The sequence below is a fragment of the Cupriavidus sp. 21MJTG02-4 genome (assembly GCF_057798975.1).
This window is the reverse complement of the sequence record NZ_JBYOJP010000003.1, coordinates 490779-512562: the sequence shown is the minus strand read 5'-3', so window position 1 is coordinate 512562 and position 21784 is coordinate 490779. Positions and strand designations below refer to the sequence as shown.

Annotated in this window: 25 protein-coding genes; 6 read left to right on the top strand and 19 right to left on the bottom strand. The window is 66.6% G+C overall.

Annotation, left to right across the window (positions count from 1 at the left end; translation table 11 throughout):
- Positions 1-9 precede the first annotated feature (9 nt).
- The 6 genes from AC3FKH_RS08655 to AC3FKH_RS08630 are packed head-to-tail and all read left to right on the top strand — an operon-like array spanning position 10 to position 4257.
- A complete protein-coding gene (locus AC3FKH_RS08655; protein ID WP_488674649.1) occupies positions 10-1008 on the top strand; it encodes a DODA-type extradiol aromatic ring-opening family dioxygenase in 999 nt (332 codons plus the stop codon).
- A gap of 29 nt (positions 1009-1037) precedes the next feature.
- Positions 1038-1700, top strand: a complete 663-nt coding sequence (locus AC3FKH_RS08650; RefSeq protein WP_488674647.1) for an RraA family protein — start codon at positions 1038-1040, stop codon at positions 1698-1700.
- A 5-nt stretch (positions 1701-1705) separates the two neighbouring features.
- Entirely contained in the window at positions 1706-2368 is a 663-nt protein-coding gene (locus AC3FKH_RS08645; RefSeq protein WP_488674646.1) for an RraA family protein, read from the top strand.
- Positions 2369-2370: 2 nt separating this feature from the next.
- Positions 2371-3033 carry a 4-carboxy-4-hydroxy-2-oxoadipate aldolase/oxaloacetate decarboxylase gene (locus tag AC3FKH_RS08640; RefSeq protein ID WP_488674644.1) on the top strand — a complete coding sequence of 221 codons (663 nt, stop codon included), beginning with the start codon at positions 2371-2373 and terminating at the stop codon, positions 3031-3033.
- Positions 3034-3046: 13 nt separating this feature from the next.
- The gene (locus AC3FKH_RS08635; protein ID WP_488674642.1) at positions 3047-3817 is read left to right on the top strand and encodes an enoyl-CoA hydratase/isomerase family protein; all 771 of its coding nucleotides are present in this window, start codon (positions 3047-3049) and stop codon (positions 3815-3817) included.
- Between the two features lie 17 nt (positions 3818-3834).
- Positions 3835-4257, top strand: a complete 423-nt coding sequence (locus tag AC3FKH_RS08630; protein WP_488674640.1) for a PaaI family thioesterase — start codon at positions 3835-3837, stop codon at positions 4255-4257.
- A gap of 49 nt (positions 4258-4306) precedes the next feature.
- On the opposite strand, the gene ccmI is transcribed toward AC3FKH_RS08630, so the two are convergent.
- The 19 genes from ccmI to AC3FKH_RS08535 all read right to left on the bottom strand — a co-directional run bounded on the left by ccmI (position 4307) and on the right by AC3FKH_RS08535 (position 21736).
- Positions 4307-5512 (bottom strand): c-type cytochrome biogenesis protein CcmI, encoded by a 1206-nt coding sequence (gene ccmI, locus AC3FKH_RS08625; RefSeq protein WP_488674638.1) that lies wholly within the window; start codon positions 5510-5512, stop codon positions 4307-4309.
- The gene (locus AC3FKH_RS08620; protein ID WP_488674636.1) at positions 5509-6003 is read right to left on the bottom strand and encodes a cytochrome c-type biogenesis protein; all 495 of its coding nucleotides are present in this window, start codon (positions 6001-6003) and stop codon (positions 5509-5511) included. The genes ccmI and AC3FKH_RS08620 overlap by 4 nt, the downstream gene beginning before the upstream one ends.
- Positions 5990-6529, bottom strand: a complete 540-nt coding sequence (locus AC3FKH_RS08615; protein WP_488674634.1) for a DsbE family thiol:disulfide interchange protein — start codon at positions 6527-6529, stop codon at positions 5990-5992. Before AC3FKH_RS08615 ends, AC3FKH_RS08620 begins: the two co-directional genes overlap by 14 nt.
- Entirely contained in the window at positions 6526-8547 is a 2022-nt protein-coding gene (locus tag AC3FKH_RS08610; protein ID WP_488674632.1) for a heme lyase CcmF/NrfE family subunit, read from the bottom strand. Before AC3FKH_RS08610 ends, AC3FKH_RS08615 begins: the two co-directional genes overlap by 4 nt.
- Positions 8544-9023, bottom strand: coding sequence for a cytochrome c maturation protein CcmE (gene ccmE / locus AC3FKH_RS08605; protein ID WP_483714843.1), 480 nt, complete (start codon positions 9021-9023; stop codon positions 8544-8546). Before ccmE ends, AC3FKH_RS08610 begins: the two co-directional genes overlap by 4 nt.
- Before the next feature lie 7 nt (positions 9024-9030).
- The gene (locus AC3FKH_RS08600) at positions 9031-9177 is read right to left on the bottom strand and encodes a heme exporter protein CcmD (RefSeq protein ID WP_488674630.1); all 147 of its coding nucleotides are present in this window, start codon (positions 9175-9177) and stop codon (positions 9031-9033) included.
- The gene (gene ccmC / locus AC3FKH_RS08595; RefSeq protein ID WP_488674628.1) at positions 9174-9965 is read right to left on the bottom strand and encodes a heme ABC transporter permease CcmC; all 792 of its coding nucleotides are present in this window, start codon (positions 9963-9965) and stop codon (positions 9174-9176) included. The genes AC3FKH_RS08600 and ccmC overlap by 4 nt, the downstream gene beginning before the upstream one ends.
- A gap of 5 nt (positions 9966-9970) precedes the next feature.
- Positions 9971-10639 carry a heme exporter protein CcmB gene (gene ccmB, locus AC3FKH_RS08590; RefSeq protein WP_488674626.1) on the bottom strand — a complete coding sequence of 223 codons (669 nt, stop codon included), beginning with the start codon at positions 10637-10639 and terminating at the stop codon, positions 9971-9973.
- Between the two features lie 7 nt (positions 10640-10646).
- On the bottom strand, positions 10647-11291 hold the full coding sequence (ccmA, locus tag AC3FKH_RS08585; protein WP_488674878.1) for a cytochrome c biogenesis heme-transporting ATPase CcmA: 645 nt from the start codon (positions 11289-11291) through the stop codon (positions 10647-10649).
- Between the two features lie 39 nt (positions 11292-11330).
- Positions 11331-11918 (bottom strand): cytochrome c3 family protein, encoded by a 588-nt coding sequence (locus tag AC3FKH_RS08580; RefSeq protein WP_488674624.1) that lies wholly within the window; start codon positions 11916-11918, stop codon positions 11331-11333.
- A gap of 21 nt (positions 11919-11939) precedes the next feature.
- Positions 11940-12440 carry a nitrate reductase cytochrome c-type subunit gene (locus AC3FKH_RS08575; protein ID WP_488674622.1) on the bottom strand — a complete coding sequence of 167 codons (501 nt, stop codon included), beginning with the start codon at positions 12438-12440 and terminating at the stop codon, positions 11940-11942.
- A 31-nt stretch (positions 12441-12471) separates the two neighbouring features.
- Positions 12472-14967, bottom strand: a complete 2496-nt coding sequence (napA, locus tag AC3FKH_RS08570) for a periplasmic nitrate reductase subunit alpha (protein WP_488674620.1) — start codon at positions 14965-14967, stop codon at positions 12472-12474.
- Positions 14964-15278 carry a chaperone NapD gene (locus AC3FKH_RS08565; protein ID WP_488674618.1) on the bottom strand — a complete coding sequence of 105 codons (315 nt, stop codon included), beginning with the start codon at positions 15276-15278 and terminating at the stop codon, positions 14964-14966. The genes napA and AC3FKH_RS08565 overlap by 4 nt, the downstream gene beginning before the upstream one ends.
- 86 nt (positions 15279-15364) lie before the next feature.
- A complete protein-coding gene (gene napE, locus AC3FKH_RS08560) occupies positions 15365-15532 on the bottom strand; it encodes a periplasmic nitrate reductase, NapE protein (RefSeq protein ID WP_483733753.1) in 168 nt (55 codons plus the stop codon).
- A 157-nt stretch (positions 15533-15689) separates the two neighbouring features.
- Entirely contained in the window at positions 15690-16241 is a 552-nt protein-coding gene (locus AC3FKH_RS08555) for a hypothetical protein (protein WP_488674616.1), read from the bottom strand.
- 130 nt (positions 16242-16371) lie between these two features.
- Positions 16372-17523 (bottom strand): DUF1275 domain-containing transporter, encoded by a 1152-nt coding sequence (locus AC3FKH_RS08550; RefSeq protein ID WP_488674614.1) that lies wholly within the window; start codon positions 17521-17523, stop codon positions 16372-16374.
- A gap of 36 nt (positions 17524-17559) precedes the next feature.
- Complete coding sequence (locus AC3FKH_RS08545) at positions 17560-18390, bottom strand: fused MFS/spermidine synthase (RefSeq protein WP_488674877.1); 831 nt, start codon at positions 18388-18390, stop codon at positions 17560-17562.
- Between the two features lie 14 nt (positions 18391-18404).
- Complete coding sequence (locus tag AC3FKH_RS08540) at positions 18405-18794, bottom strand: HPr family phosphocarrier protein (RefSeq protein ID WP_488674613.1); 390 nt, start codon at positions 18792-18794, stop codon at positions 18405-18407.
- Between the two features lie 197 nt (positions 18795-18991).
- Positions 18992-21736, bottom strand: coding sequence for a winged helix-turn-helix domain-containing protein (locus AC3FKH_RS08535; protein ID WP_488674611.1), 2745 nt, complete (start codon positions 21734-21736; stop codon positions 18992-18994).
- Between the last annotated feature and the right edge of the window lie 48 nt (positions 21737-21784).

Below are 21784 nucleotides of genomic sequence, written 5' to 3'. Positions count from 1 at the left end.
GACACTTCCATGGCAAGACTCGTCGCCGCATTCGGCTCTTCCCACAGCATCATGCTGGTTTGCCAGCGTGAAGACTGGCAACACGGCTTCCGCCAGGTCGATCCGAAGAACCCGCACTACTTCGACCGCGCTGGCAACCCAACAACCTACGAAGCGCTGCTCGCGATCGCCCCGGACGATGCCGAGTCCATGGTGACGCCCGAGCGCATGGGCGAGCGCTACGACCAGGCCGAAGCGGCGATGGACGAGTTGCGCGACCGCATCCGCGCCGCCCGGCTCGACGTGCTGCTGGTGGTTGGCGATGACCAGACCGAGCTGTTCCGCACGACCAACAACCCGGCTTTCGCGATCTACTACGGCGATACCATCCGCAATGCGAAGCGCGATGAGAGCCAGTCCGACAGCTGGTACAAGAAGGCCCGCATGGCCCGCCAGGAGCCCGATGCCGACCGCGACTACCCGGTCAACGCCGACATGGGCCGCTGGCTGATCCGCGAGTTGTGCGACCGCGACTTCGACATCGCCGCCATGGATGGCCTCGAGCGTGGCCAGTTCGAAGGCCATGCGTTTTCGTTTATTCATCGGCGCTACCTGCAGGGGCTGGATCTGCCGGTGGTGCCGATCATCGTCAACACCTTCGACCCACCCAACCAGCCCACGCCGCGCCGCTGCATCCAGCTTGGCGCTGCGCTGCGCGAGCTGATTGCCGCCTATCCCGAAGACCTGCGCGTGGGCGTGCTGGCCTCCGGCGGCCTGAGCCACTTCGTGGTGGATGCCGAACTCGACAACGCGATCATCGAAGCAATCCGCAGGAAGGACAGTGGCTTCCTTGCATCGCTGGATCCGCGCCAGCTCCAGGCGGGCAGCTCGGAGATCCGCAACTGGCTGATTGCCGTCGAGGCCGTGCACGACCTCGACCTCGACTGGGTTTCGTACGTGCCGGGCTACCGCACGCCTGCAATGACCGGGACCGGCCTGTGCTTTGCGGCCTGGCATACCCTGGATTGAACCACTGAACAGAGCCATACCCATCGATCATGACTGAATCCGAATCCTATGTACAACGCCTGCGCCGGCTCGACTGCTGCGCGGTATCGGACGCGCTCGACAAGCTGCAACTGCCGGGTACCGTGACCGGCCTGCCGCAGCGCTCCGGCACCGGGCGCATTGCAGGCCGTGCCATCACCGTCAAGCTCGGCACCGGTGCGCCGCCGTCCGGACCGACGCGCCATCTCGGCTGCACGGCGATCGAGCAGGCGGGCCCGGACAACATCATCGTCGTCGAGCAGCGCACCGGCGTGGAGGCGGGAAGCTGGGGCGGGCTGCTGTCGCTCGGGGCCAAGGTGCGCGGCGTCGCGGGCGTCGTGGCGGACGGCCCGGTGCGCGATATCGACGAAGCACTCGATTTCGATTTCCCCGTGTTCAGCCGTGCGCTGACCGCGTTCACCGCTCGCAGCCGCGTGGTGGAGCAGGGCACCAATGTCCCGGTGCAGATCGGCCACGTCACGGTGGGAGAGGGCGACTATGTGGTCGCGGACCGCAGCGCCGTGATCTTCATCGCCGCGCGCGACATCGCGCGCGTGCTGGAGACAGCAGAAGCGATCGTGCGCAAGGAGTCCGTGATGGCGAAAGCCATCCTGGGTGGCACGCCCATCGGGGAAGTCATGGGCGGCAACTACGAACACATGCTGAAGGGTTGAGAGAGATGAGTGAACAACAGGACATCAACGTCGCGCGCGCCGCGAAGCTGGACACGGCCACGCTGAGCGACGCGCTGGACAAGCTCGGCATAGCGGGCCAGTGCTACCGCATCAAGGCCCGTGGCGAAGGCTTTTCCACGGCAGGGCGCGCCTACACGCTGCTGTACGGCCCGGCATCGAACCCGCCCGGCACCGTGGGCGACTACATCGACGACGTGCCGCCGGGCAGCATCCTCGTGCTCGACAACGGCGGCCGTGACAATGCCACGGTCTGGGGCGACATCCTGACCGAGATCGCGCACCGCCGCGGCATTGCCGGCACCGTTATCGACGGTGTGTGTCGCGATGTTGCGCTGTGCCGCCAGCTCGGCTACCCGGTGTTCAGCAAGGACCACTGGATGCGCACGGGCAAGGACCGCGTGCAGGTCGAAGCCACCAACGTGGTCGTCAATATCGGCGATGCGCGCGTGCAGCCCGGCGACATCCTGCGCGGCGATGCCGACGGCGTGGTGGTCATCCCGCGCGAGCACGAAGCTGCTGTGCTCGACACCGCCGAGCAGATCGAGCAGGCCGAAAACGCGATCCGCGAAGCCGTGCGTGGCGGCATGCGCCTGGACGAGGCGCGCCGCCAGTTCCGTTACCACCAGCTGCAGACCAAGGGAGCCTGACCATGGCGGAACACGACGCAAGCAGCACCATGATGCGTGAATTCGAGCGGGTCAGCGCCGATATCGTCAACGATGCGCGCGCGCTGCCCACCGCCACGCTGCATGAAGCGGGCGGCAAGATCGGCGTGGTCTCGCCGGTCATCAAGCCCGTGGCACCGGGGTTCCGCATCTGCGGCCCGGCGCTGACGGTCCATTCGCCCGGCGGGGACAACCTGTGGCTGCACCGCGCCCTCGACATCGCGCAACCGGGCGACGTGCTCGTGGTGCATGTAAGCGGCGCCTACGAGCACGGTTACTGGGGCGAGATCATGACCACCGCGGCCAAGGTGAAGCATCTGGGCGGGCTGGTCATCGACGGTTGCGTGCGCGACGGCGTGCTGCTCGAGGAGATCGGCTTTCCGGTGTTCGCGCGCGGCCTGTGCATCCGCGGTACCGGCAAGGACTATGGCGCGATCGGCTGGCTCAACGCGCCGGTGCTGATCGGCGGTGCCCGTGTGGAAGCCGGCGACCTGGTCGTGGGCGACCGTGACGGCGTGGTGGTGGTGCCGCGCGGCCGCGCGGCGGAGGTCGTGGGCAAGGCACGGGACCGCGAGGCTACCGAAGCCGCCATTCTCAAGCGGGTCGAGGCGGGCGAGACCACTATGCGAATCTACGGCTTTCACTGAGAGGCCCGATGCCATGAGCGAGACCCCGCAAGGACAGCCGCCACAACTGGCCGTCGCAGGCCATATCGCGGTCATCACGCTGCGCCGCCCCGAGGTGGCGAACCGGCTGGAGCCGGAGGACCTCGACCTGTTGCGCAAGTACCTGGAGACCGTGAATGCGGACATCCGGGTACGCGTGCTGCGCGTTGAGGGGCAGGGGCGCCACTTCTGCAGCGGGTTCAATATCGGCCGCCTCGGCGGTGCCGACGCCGGTGCCCGCTTTGAGGCACTGGCCAACGCGCTGGAACAGGCACGGCCGGTCACCCTGGCCGTGCTGCATGGCGGCGTGTACGGCGGCGCCACCGACCTGGCGCTGGCATGCGACTTCCGTTTCGGCGGGGCCGGGGCCGAGATGTCCGTGCCGGCCGCGCGCCTTGGGTTGCTGTTCTACCGCGGTGGCATGGAGCGCTATGTGACGCGGCTGGGTCTGGCCACGACCAAGCGCATCCTGCTGATGGCCGACAAGTTCGACGCGGCCGCCATGCTGGCGTGCGGGTACCTGGACCGGCTGGAGGAAAGCCCCGAGGCGCTGCACGCACTGGCGGCGCACTGGAGCGAGACCCTGGCGGGCATGGCGCCGCTGGCGCTGCTTGGCATGAAGAAGCACCTGAACCGCATTGCCCGCGGCGAGCTCGATATCCCTGCGCTTGCACACGATATTGCCGTGGCCGATGCTTCCGACGATCTGCGCGAAGGCGCGCTGGCATGGCGGGAAAAGCGCACGCCGCGCTTTGCCGGCCAATGACCGAGGACGTACACACGATGGCAGAAGCCAATCTTTTCACGCGTATGCTGAACGGCCAGGCGCCGTTGCCGCCTGTCGCCAGCCTGCTGGGCGGTGTCGTTCGCGGGGTCGACCTCGAGGCCGGTTCGCTAGAGTCCGACTACATGGCTACCGAAGCATTCCTCAATCCGGCCGGCCAGGTACAGGGTGGCATGCTGGGCGCCATGCTCGACGACGTGACCGCGATGCTCGTCACCGCGACGCTCGCTGATGGCGAGTTCTGCTCGACGCTGAACCTGAATCTCTCGTTCCTGCGTCCCGCGCAGGCCGGCCCGCTGCAAGGGCGCGCGCGGATGGAGCGGCGCGGCCGCAATGTCAGCAACGTGGTCGGGGAACTGCGCCAGGACGGGCAAATGGTGGCGACTGCCACGGCTACCTGCATGGTGGTTCGTCGGACGTGAGCGTACTCAGGCACGCCGCCGGGGTAAGTGTGCTCAATGCGGACAGCGGTTATGGCTTCACATCCGGTTGTCCAATGAGGATCTGAACATCCTTCGCGCCGGGCTGCACCGGCCCGGTCTGGCCTGTGAGATCCCCCGCCTGCGGCGTCGCATTGCCGCTCGCCGAGATGCGCGCCTCTACCATGACCTGTTCCTGGCCCGACAGCTTGCGCTCCGGCGTCAGGGCGAGTGAATCGTCCAGAGTGAAGCGCAGCGGCAGGTCGCGCACGGTCCGGCGCAGCACGGCGAGCGGCATGCGCGGACCGTCGAGGGCGCGCGCGTAGAGGAAGACGGTCTCATCGGGACCCGGTGTCCGGCTCGCATCCGGCGCGAGTGCAAGCGTGCCGCTGATGCTGGCTGCGGCGGGCGCTTTGGCGACGCCGCGCGCAGCGGCCAGGTTGGCCGCAACCCGTGCCGCGGTCTGCGAGTCGGGCGGGAGCAGGCGGAACAGGTGCTCCCAGTAGGCGATGGCCTGGCCGGTTTCGCCCCGCCCGGCGGCGGCGCTGGCGGCAAGCGCCAGGCCCTTGGGATCGTCGGGATCGAGCGCCAGGGCGCGGCGGATTTGCTCCATCGCCGGACCTTCGAGCGAGCCGCCATTCACGCTTGCCAGTACATCGGCATAGTCCGAGCGCAGGGCGGCCACATCGGGCGCCAGTGCAATGGCCTTGCCGTAGGCGACGGCCGCGTCGTCATAGCGCTGCAGCGCCGTGTAGGAGCGGGCGAGCATCGACCAGCCTTCAGGATCTTCGGGCTTGGCGCGCAGCCGCGTGGCGAGCTGGTTCACCATGCCTTCGACCTGTGCGATGCTCAGTTCGTGGCCGTCCTCTGCGGCGTGCATGTCGTCGGCACGCCAGAGCGCCACCGGATTGCCCAGGTGCAGGTAGAGCAGGATGGCCGCGCTTGGCAGCGATGCCAGCAGCGCGGCAGCCAGCAGCGCGGATGAACGGTGCTCGCCCTGTGCGATGGCAGGCTCTCCGTTGTCGTCGAGCAGGCGGCGCGCGAGTTCGTCGCGCGCTTGCGCGTGGCGCGCGGGGCTCAGCGTACCGGTGCGCAGGTCGGCGTCGAGTTCGCGCAACTGGTCGCGGTAGACATCGCGCAAGGCCGGGGCAGGGCGGTCCGCCACCGCGGCAACCGAAGGCGGGCGCAATAGCGGCCACAGCAGCCCGGCCATGGTGACGGCCATCAGCGCGGCAGCAAGGAACCAGAATGTGGTCATGGCGGCGATAGCGGGGGCAAGGGGTCCGGGGGCGCTGGCGCACGGGGCGGCGGCTCGTCGAGCAACTCCGCGAGCCTGCGGCGTTCGGCATCGTCGAGCGGCGCTGCGGGCTCGGTGCGGCGAGACCGGACGCGCCACAGGCCGGCACCGACCGCGACCAGCAACAGCAGCGGGCCGAACCACAGCAGCCACGTCAGCGGCTTGAGCGGCGGCTTGTAGAGCACGAAATCACCGTAGCGCTGCACAAGATACTGCTTCACTTCGTTGTCGCTGGCGCCCTGGCGCAACTGTTCGCGTACCTGACGGCGCAAGTCGACCGCCAGCTCGGCATTGGAATCGGCCAGCGTCTGGTTCTGGCAGACCAGACAGCGCAGTTGCTCGGACAAGGCGTGGACGCGCGCGTCGAGTTCGGCGTCGGTGGGTGTGGCCGCGCCGGCGTGCAAGGCGAATGCAAGCGCGCAGCAGGCGAAGGCGGCGCTACGCACGACCATCCCCCTTCTCCAGCGATTCCAGCAACGGAATCAGCTTTCGCTCAAGCACTTCCTGCGTCACCGGGCCGACCTGCTTGTAGCGAACTACGCCGGCCTTGTCGATGACGAAGGTCTCGGGCACGCCATACACGCCGAAGTCGATGCCCACGCGCCCGTCGGTATCCACTAGCGACGCCGCGTACGGATTGCCCATGCGCTGCAGCCATTCACGCGCGGCGCCATCCTGGTCCTTGTAGTTGAGGCCGTAGAGCGGCACGCGCGAGCGCGCGGCGAAGTCGACCAGCACCGGGTGCTCGGCGCGGCAGGCGGTGCACCACGACGCCCAGACATTGAGCAGCCACACCTTGCCGCGCATGTCCGCCGTAGAGAGCTTGTGGCCGTCCTGGTCCAGCACCGGCAGCACGAACGCCGGTGCCGGTTTGCCGACCAGCGGCGACTGCAGCTCGCGCGGGTCATGCCGCAGTCCCGCCGCAAGCGCGACCGCAAGCGCCAGGAATACCGCAAGCGGCAGCAGGAAACGCGTCATGCCTGGGTCTCCTCCCGGCCGGCCAGTGCCAGCGCGGGCGCTTGGGCTTGCGCGGCTTCGGCGGCCGGCGTGGCTGTGCTGGCGACCTGGCGACGCAGGCGGTAGCGCTTGTCGCTTGCGGCAAGCAGCCCGCCGAGCGCCATCAGCACGCATCCGCCCCAGATCCAGTCGACGAACGGCTTCACATGGACGCGCACCGCCCAACGTCCATCCCCGAGCGATTCACCCAGCGCTACGTAGAGGTCGCGCGTGATGCCGCTGTCGATGGCGGCCTCGGTGGTCGGCATGTCCTGGCTACGGTAGATGCGCCGCTCCGGCGCCAGCGTGGCAACGGTGCCGCCGTGGCGCGACACGCTGACCGCACCGCGCAGTGCTTCGTAGTTGGGGCCAGTGCCCGGCGCCACGCCATCGAAACGGAAATCGTAGCCGCCGACCGCTACCGTCTCGCCGGGTCGCATCGGCAGTTCGCGCAGGCTTTCCTGGCTGCTGACCAGCGTCACGCCGGCGATGAATACGCCCACACCCATATGGGCCAGCAGCATGCCGTAGTAGCCGGCCGGCAACTGGCGCAGCGTCGCGAGGCGACGCGCGCGCTGGTTACGCAACCGCGCCACGAGGCTGGCTGCCGCGCTGGCGGCGCACCACGTCGCGAGCACCAGGCCGAGCCCGGTCAGCGCTGAAGCATTGCGCAACACCAGCAGCAGGACGACAGCGATGACGGCGCTGGCGACTGCGGCCCAGCGCAGCCGGCGTGTCACATCCGGCAGCTCGCCATGCCGCCAGCGCGCCAGCGGCGCGGCACCCATCAGCAGGACCGCAGGCGCCATCAGCGGCACGAACACCTGTTCGAAGTACGCAGGCCCCACCGAGATCTTGCCGAGGCCCAGCACGTCGAGCAGCAGCGGATAGAGCGTGCCGAGCAGTACGGTGGCCGCGGCCACGGCCAGCAGCACGTTGTTGGCCAGCAGGAAGGACTCGCGCGAGACCACGCTGAAGTCCGTGCGCCGCGAGAGCTTTGGCGCGCGCCACGCGAACAGCGCCAGCGCCAGTCCGGTCACCAGCCCTAGCAGCGCCAGGATGAAGATGCCGCGCTTGGGGTCGACCGCGAAGGCATGGACCGAAGTCAGCACGCCGGAGCGCACAAGGAAAGTGCCCAGCAGGCTCAGCGAGAACGTGAAGATCGCGAGCAGGGCGGTCCACGCGCGGAACGCGCCGCGCTTCTCGGTCACCGCGAGCGAATGCATCAATGCGGTGCCGGCAAGCCAGGGCATGAACGACGCGTTCTCCACGGGGTCCCAGAACCACCAGCCGCCCCAGCCAAGTTCGTAATAGGCCCAGGCGCTGCCGAGCATGATGCCGAGCGTCAGGAACATCCACGCCACCGTCGTCCACGGCCGCGCCCAGCGTGCCCACGCGGCGTCCAGGCGCCCTTCGAGCAACGCCGCCACGGCGAAGGCAAAGGTCACGGCAAAGCCGACGTATCCCATGTAGAGCATGGGCGGATGGAACACCATGCCCGGGTCCTGCAGCAGCGGGTTCAGGTCGCGTCCGGCCATGGCCGGCGGCAGCAGGCGGATGAACGGGTTGGACGCGAACAGCAGGAACAGCAGCAGGCCGCTGCTGATCGCGCCCATCACGCCGAGCACGCGCGCCACCACTGGAAGCGGCAGGCGGCGGCTGAAGACCGAGACGGCGAGAGACCACAGGGCCAGCATCAGCGTCCACAGCAGCATCGAGCCTTCATGCCCGCCCCATACTGCTGCCAGACGATAGGCGAGCGGCAGGTCGCTGTTCGAATTCGCGGCGACATAGCGCACGCTGAAATCACTGTCGGCAAAAGCGATGGTCAGCGACACATAGGCCAGCACCACCAGCGCGCACTGCACGCGCGCGGCCGGTCTGGCGACCGACATCCATGCCGGATTGCCGCGCGCGGCGCCGGCCAGCGGCAGCGCGGCCTGCACCACGGCCGCCAGCAGGGCCACGATCAGCGAGAAATGCCCGAGTTCCGGATTCACCGTTGCGTCCCCCGTTCGCCTTCCGCGAGCTGGCCGGCCATGCGGCGGTTGACCTGCTCCGCCTGCTTCAAGGCATCGGCCGCTTCGGGCGGCATGTAGTTCTCGTCATGCTTGGCGAGCACTTCGCTGGCGACGAACGTACCGCTGCCGTCGAGCGTGCCGCGCGCGACCACGCCCTTGCCTTCGCGGAACAGGTCGGGCAGCAGGCCGCGATAGACCACGGGCACCTCGCGCGCCTTGTCGGTGACGATGAAACGGATGGTCATGCCATCGCCCTCGCGGCGGATGGAGCCGGGTGCGACCAGCCCGCCCAGGCGGAAGCTGCGTGCGGCGGGGGCTTCATGCGCGGCGACCTGGCTGGGACTGAAAAAGAACACCAGGTTCGAGCGGAAGGCATTGAGCACCAGCGCAAGCGCCACGCCGGCGCAGGCCAGCGCGGCGAGCAGCATGCCGAGACGGCGGCGTCGTGGTGTCATCGTCGCATCATCCCGGCGAATGCCCGGCCTTGCTGGCGCGGCTGCGCCGGCCCAGCAGCACCAGTTCGATGCCGATCAGCGCGAACGTCATGCCGAACGCAGCGGCAATATAGCCGGCATGGCCCGACAGCGAAGCCAGCGTGAAGCCACTCATGGTGCAGTCTCCCGAAGATCGGCCGTCAGCGTGCCGGCTTCGCCGCGCTCGCGCAGGATGCATCGCACGCGCACCAGCGCCACGGCAATGGTGTACATCCAGCAGGCCAGCGTCATGACGAGCATGCCGGCCAGCATGGTCGCGGCCATCGATGGCGCCGCGGTCAGGCTGACCGATGCGCCCTGGTGCAGCGTGTTCCACCACTGCACCGAAAAATAGATCACGGGGATATTCGCCACCCCGACCAGCGCCAGCACGGCGCACGCGCGCTCGGCGCGGCGCGGCTCGTCGATGGCGGCCTCCAGCGCGATAAAGCCGAGGTACAGGAACAGCAGGAGTAGTTCGGAGGTCAGGCGCGCATCCCACACCCACCACGTGCCCCAGGTCGGCTTGCCCCACAGCGCGCCCGTCCACAGTGCAATGGCGGTGAACAGTGCGCCGGTGGGCGCGAGCGCCGAAGCCATCATCGACGACAGGCGCGTGCGCAGCACGAGCGCCAGCGCGCAGTAGCCGGCCATGACCAGGTAGATGAACATCGACATCCACGCCGCCGGTACATGGATGAAGATGATGCGGTAGACCTCGCCCTGCTGCGCGTCGGTCGGTGCCACGACGAAGCCCAGCCACAGGCCGGCTGCCAGCAACAGCGCGGCAGCCGCGAAGAACCACGGCGCGACCCGGCCCGCGAGCGGATAGAAGCGCACCGGCGCGGCGAAGGCCAGCCAGCGCGGCCGACTGGTCTGGCCTCGGTGGCGGGCTGCGTGGGCGGAGTGCAGCGGTTGGCTCATGCGGCCTACTCCATGGCGATGCGAAGCCCCGCCGCGGTGGCAAGCGGGCACAGGAACAGCGACAGCGCCAGGCAGGCGCCCAGCAGCGAGAACTGCGGCATGACATCCAGCCCGGCGTCGGCCGCGGCACCCGCGCTGGCGCCGAACACCAGCACCGGCACGCACAGCGGCAATACCAGGATGCACAGCAAGACGGCGCCGCCGCGCACGCCCAGCGTGAGCGCCGCGCCGACCGCGCCGATCAGGCTCAGCGCCGGCGTACCGACCAGCAGCGATGCGGACAGCAGTAGCGCCGATCCTGCGGGCAGGCTGTATTGCTGGGCCAGCAGCGGCGTCAGCAACAGCAGCGGCACGCCGCTGGTCAGCCAGTGGGCGCAGATCTTCGCCAGCACCAGCAAGGCCAGTGGCTGCGGCGACAGCAGCAGCTGGTCCAGGCTGCCATCGGCATACTCCTGCGCGAACAGCCGCGACAGCGACAGCATCGACGCCAGCAGCGCAGCGACCCACAGGATGCCGGGCGCCAGTGCGCGCAATTGCTGCGGGTCGGGACCGATGGCGAGCGGGAACAGGCTCGCCGCGATGACGAAGAACACCACGCTGCCCAGCAGGCTGCCGCGCCGCCGCCAGGCGAGCGCGAGGTCATGCATGACGATGGCGCCGAGGGTGGCAATCATGATGTCCTTACGCGGGAGCGAGCGCTGTCGCATCGCCGAGTTCGAGGATGTCGCCGCCGCCGGGAAGCAGCCGGTGCGTGGCGATCACGGCCATGCCGCCGTCTTGCAGGTGCGCGTCGAGCAGTTCATGAAAGCGGCTGGCCGACTGGTCATCGACCGAGGTCAGCGGTTCGTCCAACAGCCACAGCGTGCGCGGAATCAGCGCCAGCCGGGCCAGCGCGACACGCCGGCGCTGGCCTTGTGAAAGGGTGCGTACCGGGGCCTGCATCGCGCGCTCCATGCCAAGCCGTGCCAGCGCGGCACGCACGGCGTCCAGCGATGGCCGCAGGCCCGCCAGCCTCGCGGCAAAGCGCAGGTTCTCGGCGGCGCTCAGGTCGGTGTCGATGCCGTCGGCATGGCCCAGATAGGCCAGCGACTGCAGGTAGGCCGGGTCGCCGGTGCGTACCGGCAAGCCTTGCCAGCTGACGCTGCCTTCAGCGGGCGGCAGCAGCCCGCTCAGCACGCGCAGCAGCGTTGACTTGCCGCTGCCGTTCGTGCCCAGCACCTGCAGCAGTCCGCCAGCGTCCAGCGCCAGCTCGATGCCGGCGAAGACCGGGCGTCCTGAACGGGAAAATGCCAGTCCGCTGGCCCGCAGCGCCGGACCGCCGGCCATGCCATCACAGGAGATCCCGGGCAAACGGGTTGGCACGCGCTACTTTTCCTCCGCTTTCGATATATCGGGGAGATGGTGGGCAATGCCCTTGTGGCAGTCGATGCAGGTCTTCTCCTTGTTTTCCAGATAGGTGGAATGCATGGCCTGCGCGCGCGGGCTCTGGCGCGTGAAGTCCATCGACTGGTAATCGTGGCAGTTGCGGCATTCAAGCGAGTCGTTGGCCTTGAAGCGCGCCCATTCGTGCTGGGCCAGTTCCAGCCGGTGCGACAGGAATTTCTCGCGCGTGTCGATGGTGCCGAAGATCTTGCCCCACACTTCCTTCGACGCCTGCATCTTGCGCGCCATCTTGGTGGTCCAGTTATGCGGGACGTGGCAGTCCGAGCATTTGGCGCGCACGCCGCTGCGGTTTGTGAAGTGGATGGTGCCCTGCAGCTCCTGGTACACGTTGTCGCGCATTTCATGGCAGCCCGTGCAGAACTGCTCGGTGTTGGTCAGTTCCAGCGCGGTATTGAACGCGCCCCAGAACACCACCCCGGCGACGAAGCCGCCCAGCGTCAGGAAGCCCAGGCTGAAATAGGCGCTGGGCCGGTTGATGGTCCGCCAGTAGCGCTTGATGAGATCCAGCATGGCGCGCACCTGTGTTGTGGTTTATTTGCCTGCGCTCTTGCCGCCGGGCGTACGCTTGAGCATCGTTTCCACATCGACGAAGCTGTTGCCGACCAGCGGCTTGGCATCGGCCTGCGGCACATGGCATTGCGTGCAGAAGTAGCGCCGCGGCGAGACTTCGGCCAGCACGTTGTTGTTGCGGTCCATGTAGTGCGTGATGCTGATCGGGATCGCCTGCGTCTCTTCCGTGCGTGTGCGCGCATGGCAGAACATGCAGCGGTTGAAGTCCTTGTCGAGCTGGTAGCCGTCGATCTTGTGCGGGATCGTCGGCGGCTGCATGGTGTAGTTGCGATTGCGCCGGATATCCTTGTTCTCGGTCGGGTAGAGGATGGGGGCCTTGGACTCGCTGGCCACGGGCGTCGGGCCGCGCATGGAGTCCACCAGGCCCTGGGCGCCGGCGGGCACGGCCACGAACATGGCGAAGGCGGCCAGCAGCCAGGTACACAAGGCCAGCAGGTGTGACCAGGATCGGCTCGGCATCATGGCGTCTCCTATTGTGGGTTGGCGTGGGCGGTTACACCTTGACGATCTTTACCGCGCACTTCTTGTAGTCGGTCTGCAGCGAGATCGGACAAGTCGCGTCGAGCGTGACCTTGTTGATGAGCTGGCTGGCATCGAACCACGGCACGAACACCAGGCCGCGTGGCGGCGCGTCGCGCCCGCGTGTTTCCACGCGCGAGCGCATGCGCCCGCGCCGCGATACCACCTCGACCTCGACGCCGCGCCGCAGCCCCATGGCCTTGGCGTCCTCGGGATGCATGAACACCACGGCGTTCGGGAAGGCGCGGTACAACTCCGGCACGCGCCGTGTCATCGACCCGGAGTGCCAGTGCTCCAGCACGCGGCCTGTGGCCAGCCAGAACGGGTACTCCTTGTCCGGCGATTCGGGCGGCGGCTCGTACGGCAGCGCGAAGATCACGGCCTTGCCGTCCGGATTGCCGTAGAACTGGAAGCCGGTGCCGGCCTTGACATAGGGGTCGCTGCCTTCGCGGTAGCGCCAGCGTGTCTCCTTGCCGTTGACCACCGGCCAGCGCAGGCCGCGCTCTTCGTGGTACCGGTCGAACGGTGCCAGGTCGTGGCCGTGCCCGCGGCCGAAGCTCGCGTATTCCTCGAACAGGCCCTTTTGCACGTAGAAGCCGAAGGCCTTCGATTCCGCGTTGTTGTACTCGGCGTTGACTTCCTTGATCGGAAACTTGTCGACCTGGCCGTTGCGGTAAAGCACGTCGAACAGCGTCTTGCCCTTGTACTCGGGCTTCTTGGCCAGCAGGTCCGCCGGCCAGACTTCGTCAACCTTGAAGCGCTTGGAGAACTCCATCAGTTGCCACAAGTCCGAGCGAGAATCGCCTGGGGCATCGACGAGCTGGTGCCAGAACTGCGTGCGGCGTTCGGCGTTGCCATAGGCGCCTTCCTTCTCCACCCACATCGCGCTGGGCAAAATCAGGTCCGCCGACAAGGCCGTCACGGTCGGGTAGGCGTCCGACACGACGATGAAATTGGAAGGATTGCGGTAGCCGGGGAGGGCTTCCTCCATGATGTTGGCGGCCGCCTGCATATTGTTGTTGACCTGCACCCAGTAGGCATTGAGCTTGCCGTCCTTGAGCATGCGGTTCTGCAGTACGGCGTGATAGCCAGGCTTTTCGACGATGGTGCCCGGCGGCAGCTTCCAGATGCGCTCGGCTTCCTCGCGGTGCTTCGGGTTGGTGACCACCATGTCGGCCGGCAGCCGGTGCGAGAACGTGCCCACTTCGCGCGCCGTGCCGCACGCGGACGGCTGCCCGGTCAGCGAGAACGGGCTGTTGCCCGGCGTGGCGATCTTGCCCGTCAGCAGGTGGACGTTGTAGACCATGTTGTTGACCCAGCTGCCGCGAGTATGCTGGTTGAACCCCATGGTCCACAACGACATCACCTTGATGTTCGGGTCCGCGTACAGCTCGGCGAGCTGGTTCAGCTTGTCCTTGGGCACGCCGGAAAGCTTGCTGACGTAGTCCGCGTCGTACTTGGAGACGAACTTCGCGAAATCGTCGAACGTGATCGGCCTGGAGTCGCCGGGATTGGCGGCGTTTTTCGCGGCTTTCTGCAGCGGATGTTCGGGGCGCAGGCCATAGCCGATGTCCGTCACGCCTTCCTTGAACACCGTGTGCTTGTTGACGAAGTCCTTGTTGACCTTGTTATTGCGGATGATGTAGTTGGCGATGAAGTTCAGCATCGCCAGGTCGGTTTGCGGCGTGAAGATGATGGGGAGATCCGCCAGGTCGAACGAACGGTGCGTGAATGTCGACAGCACGGCCACGCGCGTCTTCGGGTGGCTCAGGCGGCGGTCGGTGATGCGCGTCCACAGGATCGGGTGCATCTCGGCCATGTTCGAGCCCCACAGCACGAACGCATCGGCGGCCTCGAAATCGTCATAGCAGCCCATCGGCTCGTCCATGCCGAAGGTGCGCATGAAGCCCTGCACGGCCGATGCCATGCAATGGCGCGCATTGGGATCGATATTGTTGGAGCGGAAGCCCGCCTTGAACAGCTTGGACGCCGCGTAGCCTTCCCATACGGTCCACTGGCCCGAGCCGAACATGCCCAGGGCGGTCGGGCCCTTTTCCTTGAGTACGCGCTTGAACTGGCGTTCCATCTCGTCGAACGCCTGGTCCCACGTGACCGGGGCGAACTCGCCGTTCTTGTCGTACTTGCCGTTCTTCATGCGCAGCAGCGGCTTGGTCAGCCGGTCCTGCCCGTACATGATCTTCGACAGGAAGTAGCCCTTGACGCAGTTCAGGCCCTTGTTGACCTCGCACTGCGGATCGCCCTGGGTGGCCACCACCTTGTTGTCGCGCACGGCCACGGTCACGCCGCAGCCCGTGCCACAGAAGCGGCACGGCGCCTTCGACCATTTCAGCTTCGTGACTTCGCTGTCCGTGACGAAGTTGGCGGCCTCGGCCGGTAGCTGAATGCCGGCTACCGATGCCGTCGCCGCGACGGCGGTCTGCTTGATGAACTCCCGACGAGAGACTTTCATTCGGTGATCTCCTCGTTCATGGCTTCGGCGTCTTCGTTGTGCTGATAGACCAGGGTGGCGGACAGCACGCCCTCAAGCTGGTGAAGGCAGGTGAGCTGGGCGGCGATGGCGCGGGAGGTAGGGGCTTCGACGGTGACCACCATCTTGCCGTTGTCGCTGGCAGCATGGATCTCCACGCCGGTCATGGCTTCGACGGCGGCGCGAACATGGGCCACGCTTTGAGGGTGCGCGTATACCACGATCCCTGCTATATGCCACTCTTCGGTGGATGGGATCAGCCCGATGGGAATGCTGGGTCTTGCAGCTGGCATGCGGTAACTCCAGCTAAAGGCCGTTTAATTTTCTATTGCAGCCTTTTTATGGTTGCCGATATGGATTCTCTTGCGGGGTGGTCGGCTCAATGCGAGGGTGGGCCGCTGATCAACTGGCTCATCCACACAATAAAGCCGTAGCCTGCCACGATGATGACCGACAGTACCGGCACCATCACCGCGGTGAGAAACAGGAAGCTGCGCAGTTCTTCCTTCTTGCGCTGCGGATCTTCAACGCCGCCAGGTTGGATCATGGCTTGATGTAATGGGGAGGGCCTTTCGTGCAACAGGCGTGATGTGTGTTACCCATTAAAGGAAGCCGTTCGCAAGGTGTCAAGACTGCACTCGCATTGGCGTTTCGGAAGCTCGTGCCAACGGCACTTCACTTGTATCGCGGCGGAAGGTACGGCATCAGTGGACGTCGTGCATCGCGCCGCCTTGGGGCGCGGAGACGGGAACGCGCCTGCCGTGCTCGACCGGAACCACCGGCCGCATCGCGGCAAGCGCCGCGAGGTCGATGTCGTCCGGGTGTGCATCGCACCATGCCGCGCCGTCCCAGCGTTGGAAGCGCAGATCCGCGAGCGGAACCTGCGTCAGCACGCCGAGCCAGTCAGTCGGGCTGGCGCCGCGGCGCAGCCCTGCCGAGACCATGGACATCGCTTCCGGAATATCGATATCGGCCAGGCGCGTGACCGCCGGCCACGGCACGAGACGGTTGTCCGACGCGCGCAAGCCGAAGCGGAAGAGGCCTTCCGTTTCTGGGAACGCGAGCTTGTTGGCGGCGTGGCGCTTCCAGCCGGTGCGGGCCGTGGACGGCTCCCAGGTCTGCCGCCGCGAGAACCACAACACGCCCAGCGACGCCGCAGCATGCAGCGACCTGGACGGAATCAGCACGCCGGTTTCCGCGATCGCGGGCAACCTCGTGTCGACCGTGTAGTGCCAGACGAAGTTGGTGGGTTGCATGATGTTCCTCCATTCGAGCCTTCAGCTTGGGCACGAATGCTTGCCGAGGCAAGCAAGGTCATGAGGCATTGTGCGATGCGGAATAAACAGGCGGCTGACCTTGCGCATCAATGAGCTTGCAAAACAGGCCTTACCGCAACGGGAGATGTCGCACGAGCCAGGCCGATCCCAAGACCGCGGCAATAGCCCAGAGCGTCACGATCACCCGCGCTGCAACGCGACTGACGGGGCGCTCGCTGGTCGCTGCTGCCGTGGCGCGATGCTGACGCATCACCTCAATCGGGATAAGCCGCATTGCCAGCGACAAGGCGAGCGGCACCAGCACCACGTCCTCGACATAGCCGAGCACGGGAACGAAATCGGGAATCAGGTCAATGGGCGACAAGGCGTAGGCGGCGATCAGCGAGGCTAGCGCTTTCGCATACCATGGCGTGCGGGGATCTTGTGCGGCCAACCATATTGCGTGCGCCTCATCATTTACTGTGCGAGCCCAACGGCGGGAGCGTGCGGCCAGATGAGGCAGCAGGTCGCTGCGCCATAAGTGCAGACGGACATCGTCCAGCACTGGCACTGCCGCGAGGGCGAGCAGCAGGATCGCCAAAGCAAGCGTGGCGCTGAACCCGATGTGCTTGAACCCTATGGCGCCAATGACGCCTCCAGCGAAGAATAGGGTGACCAGCGTGATGAGCACTCGCAGTTTGTGCCGATTGGCGAGCACTGGTGGTTTGCTCGAGTTGTCCCTGGACAGGTTCCAATAAACGAGCTTGCCCAGTTCGATACCGATGTCCGTGACCATGCCGGTCACGTGCGTGGTGCGGATCTCGGCATTCGATAACTTGGTAACCAGAGCATTTTGCAAGCCCATGATGAAGCAGAGCACCATGGCCGTTGCCGGCACGAATAGCCATTCGTGGCGCTCGAGATTGCTTCCAAGCAGGCCAAAACACACCAGCAGCGCGGCTTCCAGCATGAGCGGCAACGCATATTCGCTGTGCAGGCGTTCGCGGCGGCCCCAGTTGACCAGAACTGCCGAGCAGGCGGCGCCCGCCAGGAATGACAGGATGGCCCCCAGGCCATCCAGCATCAGCCAAAGACTGCCCAGTGCCAGGTTGTCGGCCATGGCGGACACGATGCCGGACATGTGCGAGGTGTATTGATGCACGGCCAGAAAGCCCCCGGCATTGGTCGCTCCCGCAACAAAGGTGAGGTAACAAGCCAGTTGCCGATTGCTTGCGGGGCTGCGCTCCTTTCCGGTTAGCTTACGCAGGTGCGGGATGGGCATGGCTGGGCTGATCAGAAGCTTGTGCGGGGGGGCTCGTCAATACTGAATCTGGTGCCTCGGCGGCTTGGGCCAGGAGGCGCGATCCGACGCAACGCGCTCGCCGCGTTTCAGCCGGCGGGCGGCCGCGGTCAGGTTCAGCGGATGCGCGGTTTGCAGAACACGCGCACGTGCCAGCAGTACATCCAGTGAGGGCAGCTTGTTCGGTCCTTTCCAGGCGAACAATGTGTAGTTGGCACTGTCTTCAGCAAGGGAAAGCGACATGGACTTGCCGAATGCGGTACCGACCTCCTCCAGATAAAGCGGTATGTCGGGATCGCTCTCGAGAAAATTCGCGACCAGCACACCGTTATCGGCGAGGCGTGCGTAGCAGGCGGCATAGAAGTCCGCGGTGCCAAGCTGTTCCGGCATGCCGTCGGCCAGGAATCCGTCCACCAGGATGACGTCCGGACGTGCATTCTGGTTTGCTACATACTCGGCGCCATCCGCGCAAACCACCTCGAGCCGTTCGTCGTCCGGCGGGATTTGGAACTGCTCGCGCAAGGCGATCACCGCCGGATTGATCTCAATCGCCACCACTTTGGTGCTGGCGAGATGCCGGTGGCAGTATTTGGCAAGTGAACCGCCGCCCAAGCCGATCATCGAGATTCTGGCGGGAGTCGGGTGCAGTAGCAGGAATGCCATCATCGTCCGGGTGTAACCCAGCACCAGCTTGTCGGGATCCTTGCGCGACATGAAGCTTTGGGTGGCCAGTGCGTCGAAATGCAGCGACAGCGCGTGCCGGGTTTCCAACACTTTGGGCGTACCGTCGTTGGTCGACTCGGACAGGAATTTCAGGTAGGCCTCGAATGAGGAGCGGTCCGCGTGCATCTTGTCGGTGTCCATCAGAGAGACTTGGGAAGCGTCTTCCCCCTCAACAATGCGGCGATGGTAACGAGGGCAGCCGCCTCGTCCGGTCCGGTCGCCTGGATTCGTATGTGCGTGCCGGCGCGGGCGGACAGCCGCATGACCTCCATGACGTCCTTGGCATTTGCAACCCATGTGCCGCTCGTGAGCAGGATGTCACACTCGAATTGACTGGCCACGAAAGCCAACCGTGCGGAATTCCTTCCCTGAAATGCGTCCCTCGCAGTGGGTTCGATCGTCACCTCTACCACTGAACCCTCATCACGAAATTGTGCACTTAAAGCCCTCGTCTGAACTGGCGTGCGTCCTCGCGGCTGCGGGATGCACGGGAACCTTCTAGTTGTATAGGATGATAATGGAATTATCATACGATGATACTAGAAGCCAGCCGAAGTCCAGAAGGGGGCCGTGCCAGCAACCGCCAGTTCCACGAGGGGTTGATTGTCAGAGAAGGACTGATGGGCTGGACGTCGATATTCCAGACCATGCCTGTGCGCTGGCGGCTGAGACTGGCATTACTGGCGCTGCTTCCGGCGCGTGTCCGACCTGATTGCCCCCTTGAGTCTTACGGAATCAGCCCGCGGGCGCGCCCGATCGCCACCGCTTCGGTGCGGTTCTGCGCCCCCAGCTTGGTGTTGATCTTGCGCAGGTGGGACTTGACCGTCAGTTCGGACAGGAACAGCCGCTCGGCGATGGCGCGGTTGCGCAGCCCCGCCGACAACATCTGAAGGACTTCCAGTTCGCGCGCCGTGAGGCTGTCCGACAGGCCCGCCACCAGCGCGGGTTCGGTGTCGTGACCGGCGCAAGCGCCTGCCAGCTTGCCGAGCAAGCGCGTGACGAACGAAGGTGCGATGCCTAGGGCCGCCGCTTGCGCCTGGTGTGCCGAAGCCCACGTGCGCACGAGCGCAGCGACGCCGTCGCCTTCATCGAGGAACGTGCGCAGGAAGCCTTCATGGCTCGCCAGGCGCAACGCTTCGGTGATTTCCTGCAGTGCCTCTTCACGCCGCGCCAGGCCGTCCAGCGCAGCGGCGCGCAGGATGCGCAGCTTGATCAGGCGCCAGTAACGCTGGTGCGCGGTGGCGGCAGCAATGGCAGGGTCCAGCGCGGCGAGTGCCTGGGCATGCTGTCCCTGCGCAATCTCCAGCCGGCGCCGCGCGATCGACGGACGGTCGATGTCGCTGGCGTGGCCGGCGGTATCGAGCGCTTCCCAGCCGCCATAGAGATCGACGGCGCGCAGCGCCTGCTCGGCGGCCTCGAGCCGGCCCTCCAGCGTGGCCACGCGGGCCCGCTCCAGCCAGGCGGAGCACACCGAACGCTCGGCGTTGACCTGCTGGCCCAGTTGCTCCAGCTCGGCCAGCACGCGCAGCCACTGCTCCTTGTCGCCACGCAGCAGCGCCAGGCGCGCGCTGAGCACGTGGCAGCCAATGACAGAGTCGGGCGGCCCGTTGGCCTTGGTGTAAGGCAGTGCGTCGGCCAGCAGCCGGGCCATCTCGTCGAGCGCGTCGTTTTCGTACAGGGCCAGTGCCCATGAGGTGTCGATGGCCGGTTTGTCGCCGGTGATATCGCCGCGCGCGTCGTCCCACGTGCGCGTGGAGGCAGTGTGGAAGCGCGCCAGCGCGTTGCCCAGCCGCCCCTGTACCAGGTCGATGATGCCCTCGAGACAATCGGCGATGCTGCGCATGAATACCGAGCGCTCATTGGCGCCGCGCTGGATCGCGCGCGACAGCACGCTGCGTGCATCGTCGTAGCGGTGCGTGCAGATCTGGCTGTACGCGAGCGAATTGGCCAGGATGCAGTACTGGAACAGGTCATCGGGTCCGAGCCGGTTGATCTGGACCATGCTGGCCTGGCGGCAGGCTTCCACCTGGTCGGTCATCACCAGCAGTACGCAGCGGATGGTTTCGGCCTCCACGGCGAGTCGCTGGCTGCCGGGGCCGACGTCGAGCTCCTCCTGGATCGATTCGACGGCCTGCAGGGCTTCGGGATAGCGCCGGTTGAGCAGCAGTGCCCAGGCACGCGCGAGCCGCACGCGCGGATAGGGGGCCAGCGCCTCGGGGTGGATCTGGTCCAGCCAGCGCACCAGCAGCCGTACGCGGCCCCCGGCCAGCAGCGTATCGGCCTGGCGCGCGATCTCGGGCAATGCCTCGTCGTGCAGGCCGGCCTGGAGCAGATGGTCCACTGCCGGCACGGGGCGGTTCTGTTCCAGGTACCAGCGTGCCGCCGCGCGGTGCAGCGTGGTGGCGCGGCCAGGCTGCTGCAGTTCCAGCCGGTGCTGCAGGAAGCTGGCGAAGAGCGGGTGATAGCGATACCAGGTCCGGTCGCCATCGAGCGGGAACAGCAGAAGGTTGGCGCGCTCGAGATAGTCGATCATCGCGCGGCTGTCCTGCCGGCCCGTCACCACGTCGCAGAGCGGCGCGCTGAGCTGGCCCAGCACGCTGGTTTCCAGCAGGAAGGTCCGGCAAGCCTCGCCCTGCTGCGCCAGGATGTCCTCGGCCAGGTACTCGGCCAGTTCAAGGTTGGTGCCCGAGAACGAGGCCACGAAAGCGCCGTGGTCCGTGCGGGTCTGCAGCGACAGCGTGGCCAGGTAGATCGCGGTGGCCCAGCCTTCGGTGCAGCGATGCAGCGTGGCGATCTCGTTGTCGCGCAACGGCAGGTGGCAGCGCTCGCGGATCAGGGCGGTGGCTTCTTCCAGCGTGAAGCGCAGTTGCGCCGGGTGGATCTCGAGCAGGTGCCCGCGCGCGCGGATGCGCCCCAGGCCGATCTCGGGGGTCGCGCGCGACGCGATCACCAGCGTCCCGCACGGCGGCATGGCCTCGACGAGTTGCTGGATGAAATTGAGGACCGACGCGCTTTGCACGGCCTCGAAGTCGTCGAGCAGGATGCTGAAGGGCAGCACGGCGCCCGCCACCTGTTCGATGATGCGGTGCGCCAGCCACGGGCCCGCGGGCTCGCTGGCGGGCGCGGCAGGGCGCGCGGCCTTGCGCCGGCCATGCAGGGCCTGGAGGCCGGCGTCCAGGTGGACCAGGAAACGCTGCAGGTCATTGTCGCCGCCATCCACGCGCAGCCACGCCGTGCCGCGCTGGCGGGCCGCGCATTGGGCCGCGTACTGCTGCATCAGCGTGGTCTTGCCGAAGCCGGCGGCCGCGCGGATCAGGATCAGGCGCGCGGCGCTGGCATCGAGCATCCCCTGCGCCAGCTGCGGCCGCGCAAGCGTCGTCGGCCCACTGGCCGGCGGCACCAGCTTGGAGGCCACGAGTCCCGGCAGGCCGGATTCGCTGAGAGTGCCGGTCGAGGCGGGGTGGGCGGACAAGGGAATCTCCTCTACTCCTGTGGGCATGGCTGATCGACGCAACTTCCC

Excerpts from the sequence above, each read along its gene's own strand:
- AC3FKH_RS08540 (WP_488674613.1), bottom strand. The coding sequence starts at position 18,794 with ATGATAATTCCATTATCATCCTATACAACTAGAAGGTTCCCGTGCATC.
- ccmB (WP_488674626.1), bottom strand. The coding sequence starts at position 10,639 with ATGATTGCCACCCTCGGCGCCATCGTCATGCATGACCTCGCGCTCGCC.
- ccmE (WP_483714843.1), bottom strand. The coding sequence starts at position 9,023 with ATGACACCACGACGCCGCCGTCTCGGCATGCTGCTCGCCGCGCTGGCC.
- AC3FKH_RS08575 (WP_488674622.1), bottom strand. The coding sequence starts at position 12,440 with ATGATGCCGAGCCGATCCTGGTCACACCTGCTGGCCTTGTGTACCTGG.
- AC3FKH_RS08630 (WP_488674640.1), top strand. The coding sequence starts at position 3,835 with ATGGCAGAAGCCAATCTTTTCACGCGTATGCTGAACGGCCAGGCGCCG.
- AC3FKH_RS08645 (WP_488674646.1), top strand. The coding sequence starts at position 1,706 with ATGAGTGAACAACAGGACATCAACGTCGCGCGCGCCGCGAAGCTGGAC.
- AC3FKH_RS08655 (WP_488674649.1), top strand. The coding sequence starts at position 10 with ATGGCAAGACTCGTCGCCGCATTCGGCTCTTCCCACAGCATCATGCTG.
- napE (WP_483733753.1), bottom strand. The coding sequence starts at position 15,532 with ATGATCCAACCTGGCGGCGTTGAAGATCCGCAGCGCAAGAAGGAAGAA.
- napA (WP_488674620.1), bottom strand. The coding sequence starts at position 14,967 with ATGAAAGTCTCTCGTCGGGAGTTCATCAAGCAGACCGCCGTCGCGGCG.
- ccmI (WP_488674638.1), bottom strand. The coding sequence starts at position 5,512 with ATGACCACATTCTGGTTCCTTGCTGCCGCGCTGATGGCCGTCACCATG.
- AC3FKH_RS08640 (WP_488674644.1), top strand. The coding sequence starts at position 2,371 with ATGGCGGAACACGACGCAAGCAGCACCATGATGCGTGAATTCGAGCGG.
- AC3FKH_RS08635 (WP_488674642.1), top strand. The coding sequence starts at position 3,047 with ATGAGCGAGACCCCGCAAGGACAGCCGCCACAACTGGCCGTCGCAGGC.
- AC3FKH_RS08550 (WP_488674614.1), bottom strand. The coding sequence starts at position 17,523 with ATGCCCATCCCGCACCTGCGTAAGCTAACCGGAAAGGAGCGCAGCCCC.
- ccmA (WP_488674878.1), bottom strand. The coding sequence starts at position 11,291 with ATGGCCGGCGGTCCGGCGCTGCGGGCCAGCGGACTGGCATTTTCCCGT.
- AC3FKH_RS08580 (WP_488674624.1), bottom strand. The coding sequence starts at position 11,918 with ATGCTGGATCTCATCAAGCGCTACTGGCGGACCATCAACCGGCCCAGC.
- AC3FKH_RS08650 (WP_488674647.1), top strand. The coding sequence starts at position 1,038 with ATGACTGAATCCGAATCCTATGTACAACGCCTGCGCCGGCTCGACTGC.
- AC3FKH_RS08620 (WP_488674636.1), bottom strand. The coding sequence starts at position 6,003 with ATGGTCGTGCGTAGCGCCGCCTTCGCCTGCTGCGCGCTTGCATTCGCC.
- AC3FKH_RS08545 (WP_488674877.1), bottom strand. The coding sequence starts at position 18,390 with ATGCACGCGGACCGCTCCTCATTCGAGGCCTACCTGAAATTCCTGTCC.
- AC3FKH_RS08565 (WP_488674618.1), bottom strand. The coding sequence starts at position 15,278 with ATGCCAGCTGCAAGACCCAGCATTCCCATCGGGCTGATCCCATCCACC.
- AC3FKH_RS08555 (WP_488674616.1), bottom strand. The coding sequence starts at position 16,241 with ATGCAACCCACCAACTTCGTCTGGCACTACACGGTCGACACGAGGTTG.
- AC3FKH_RS08615 (WP_488674634.1), bottom strand. The coding sequence starts at position 6,529 with ATGACGCGTTTCCTGCTGCCGCTTGCGGTATTCCTGGCGCTTGCGGTC.
- AC3FKH_RS08600 (WP_488674630.1), bottom strand. The coding sequence starts at position 9,177 with ATGAGTGGCTTCACGCTGGCTTCGCTGTCGGGCCATGCCGGCTATATT.
- ccmC (WP_488674628.1), bottom strand. The coding sequence starts at position 9,965 with ATGAGCCAACCGCTGCACTCCGCCCACGCAGCCCGCCACCGAGGCCAG.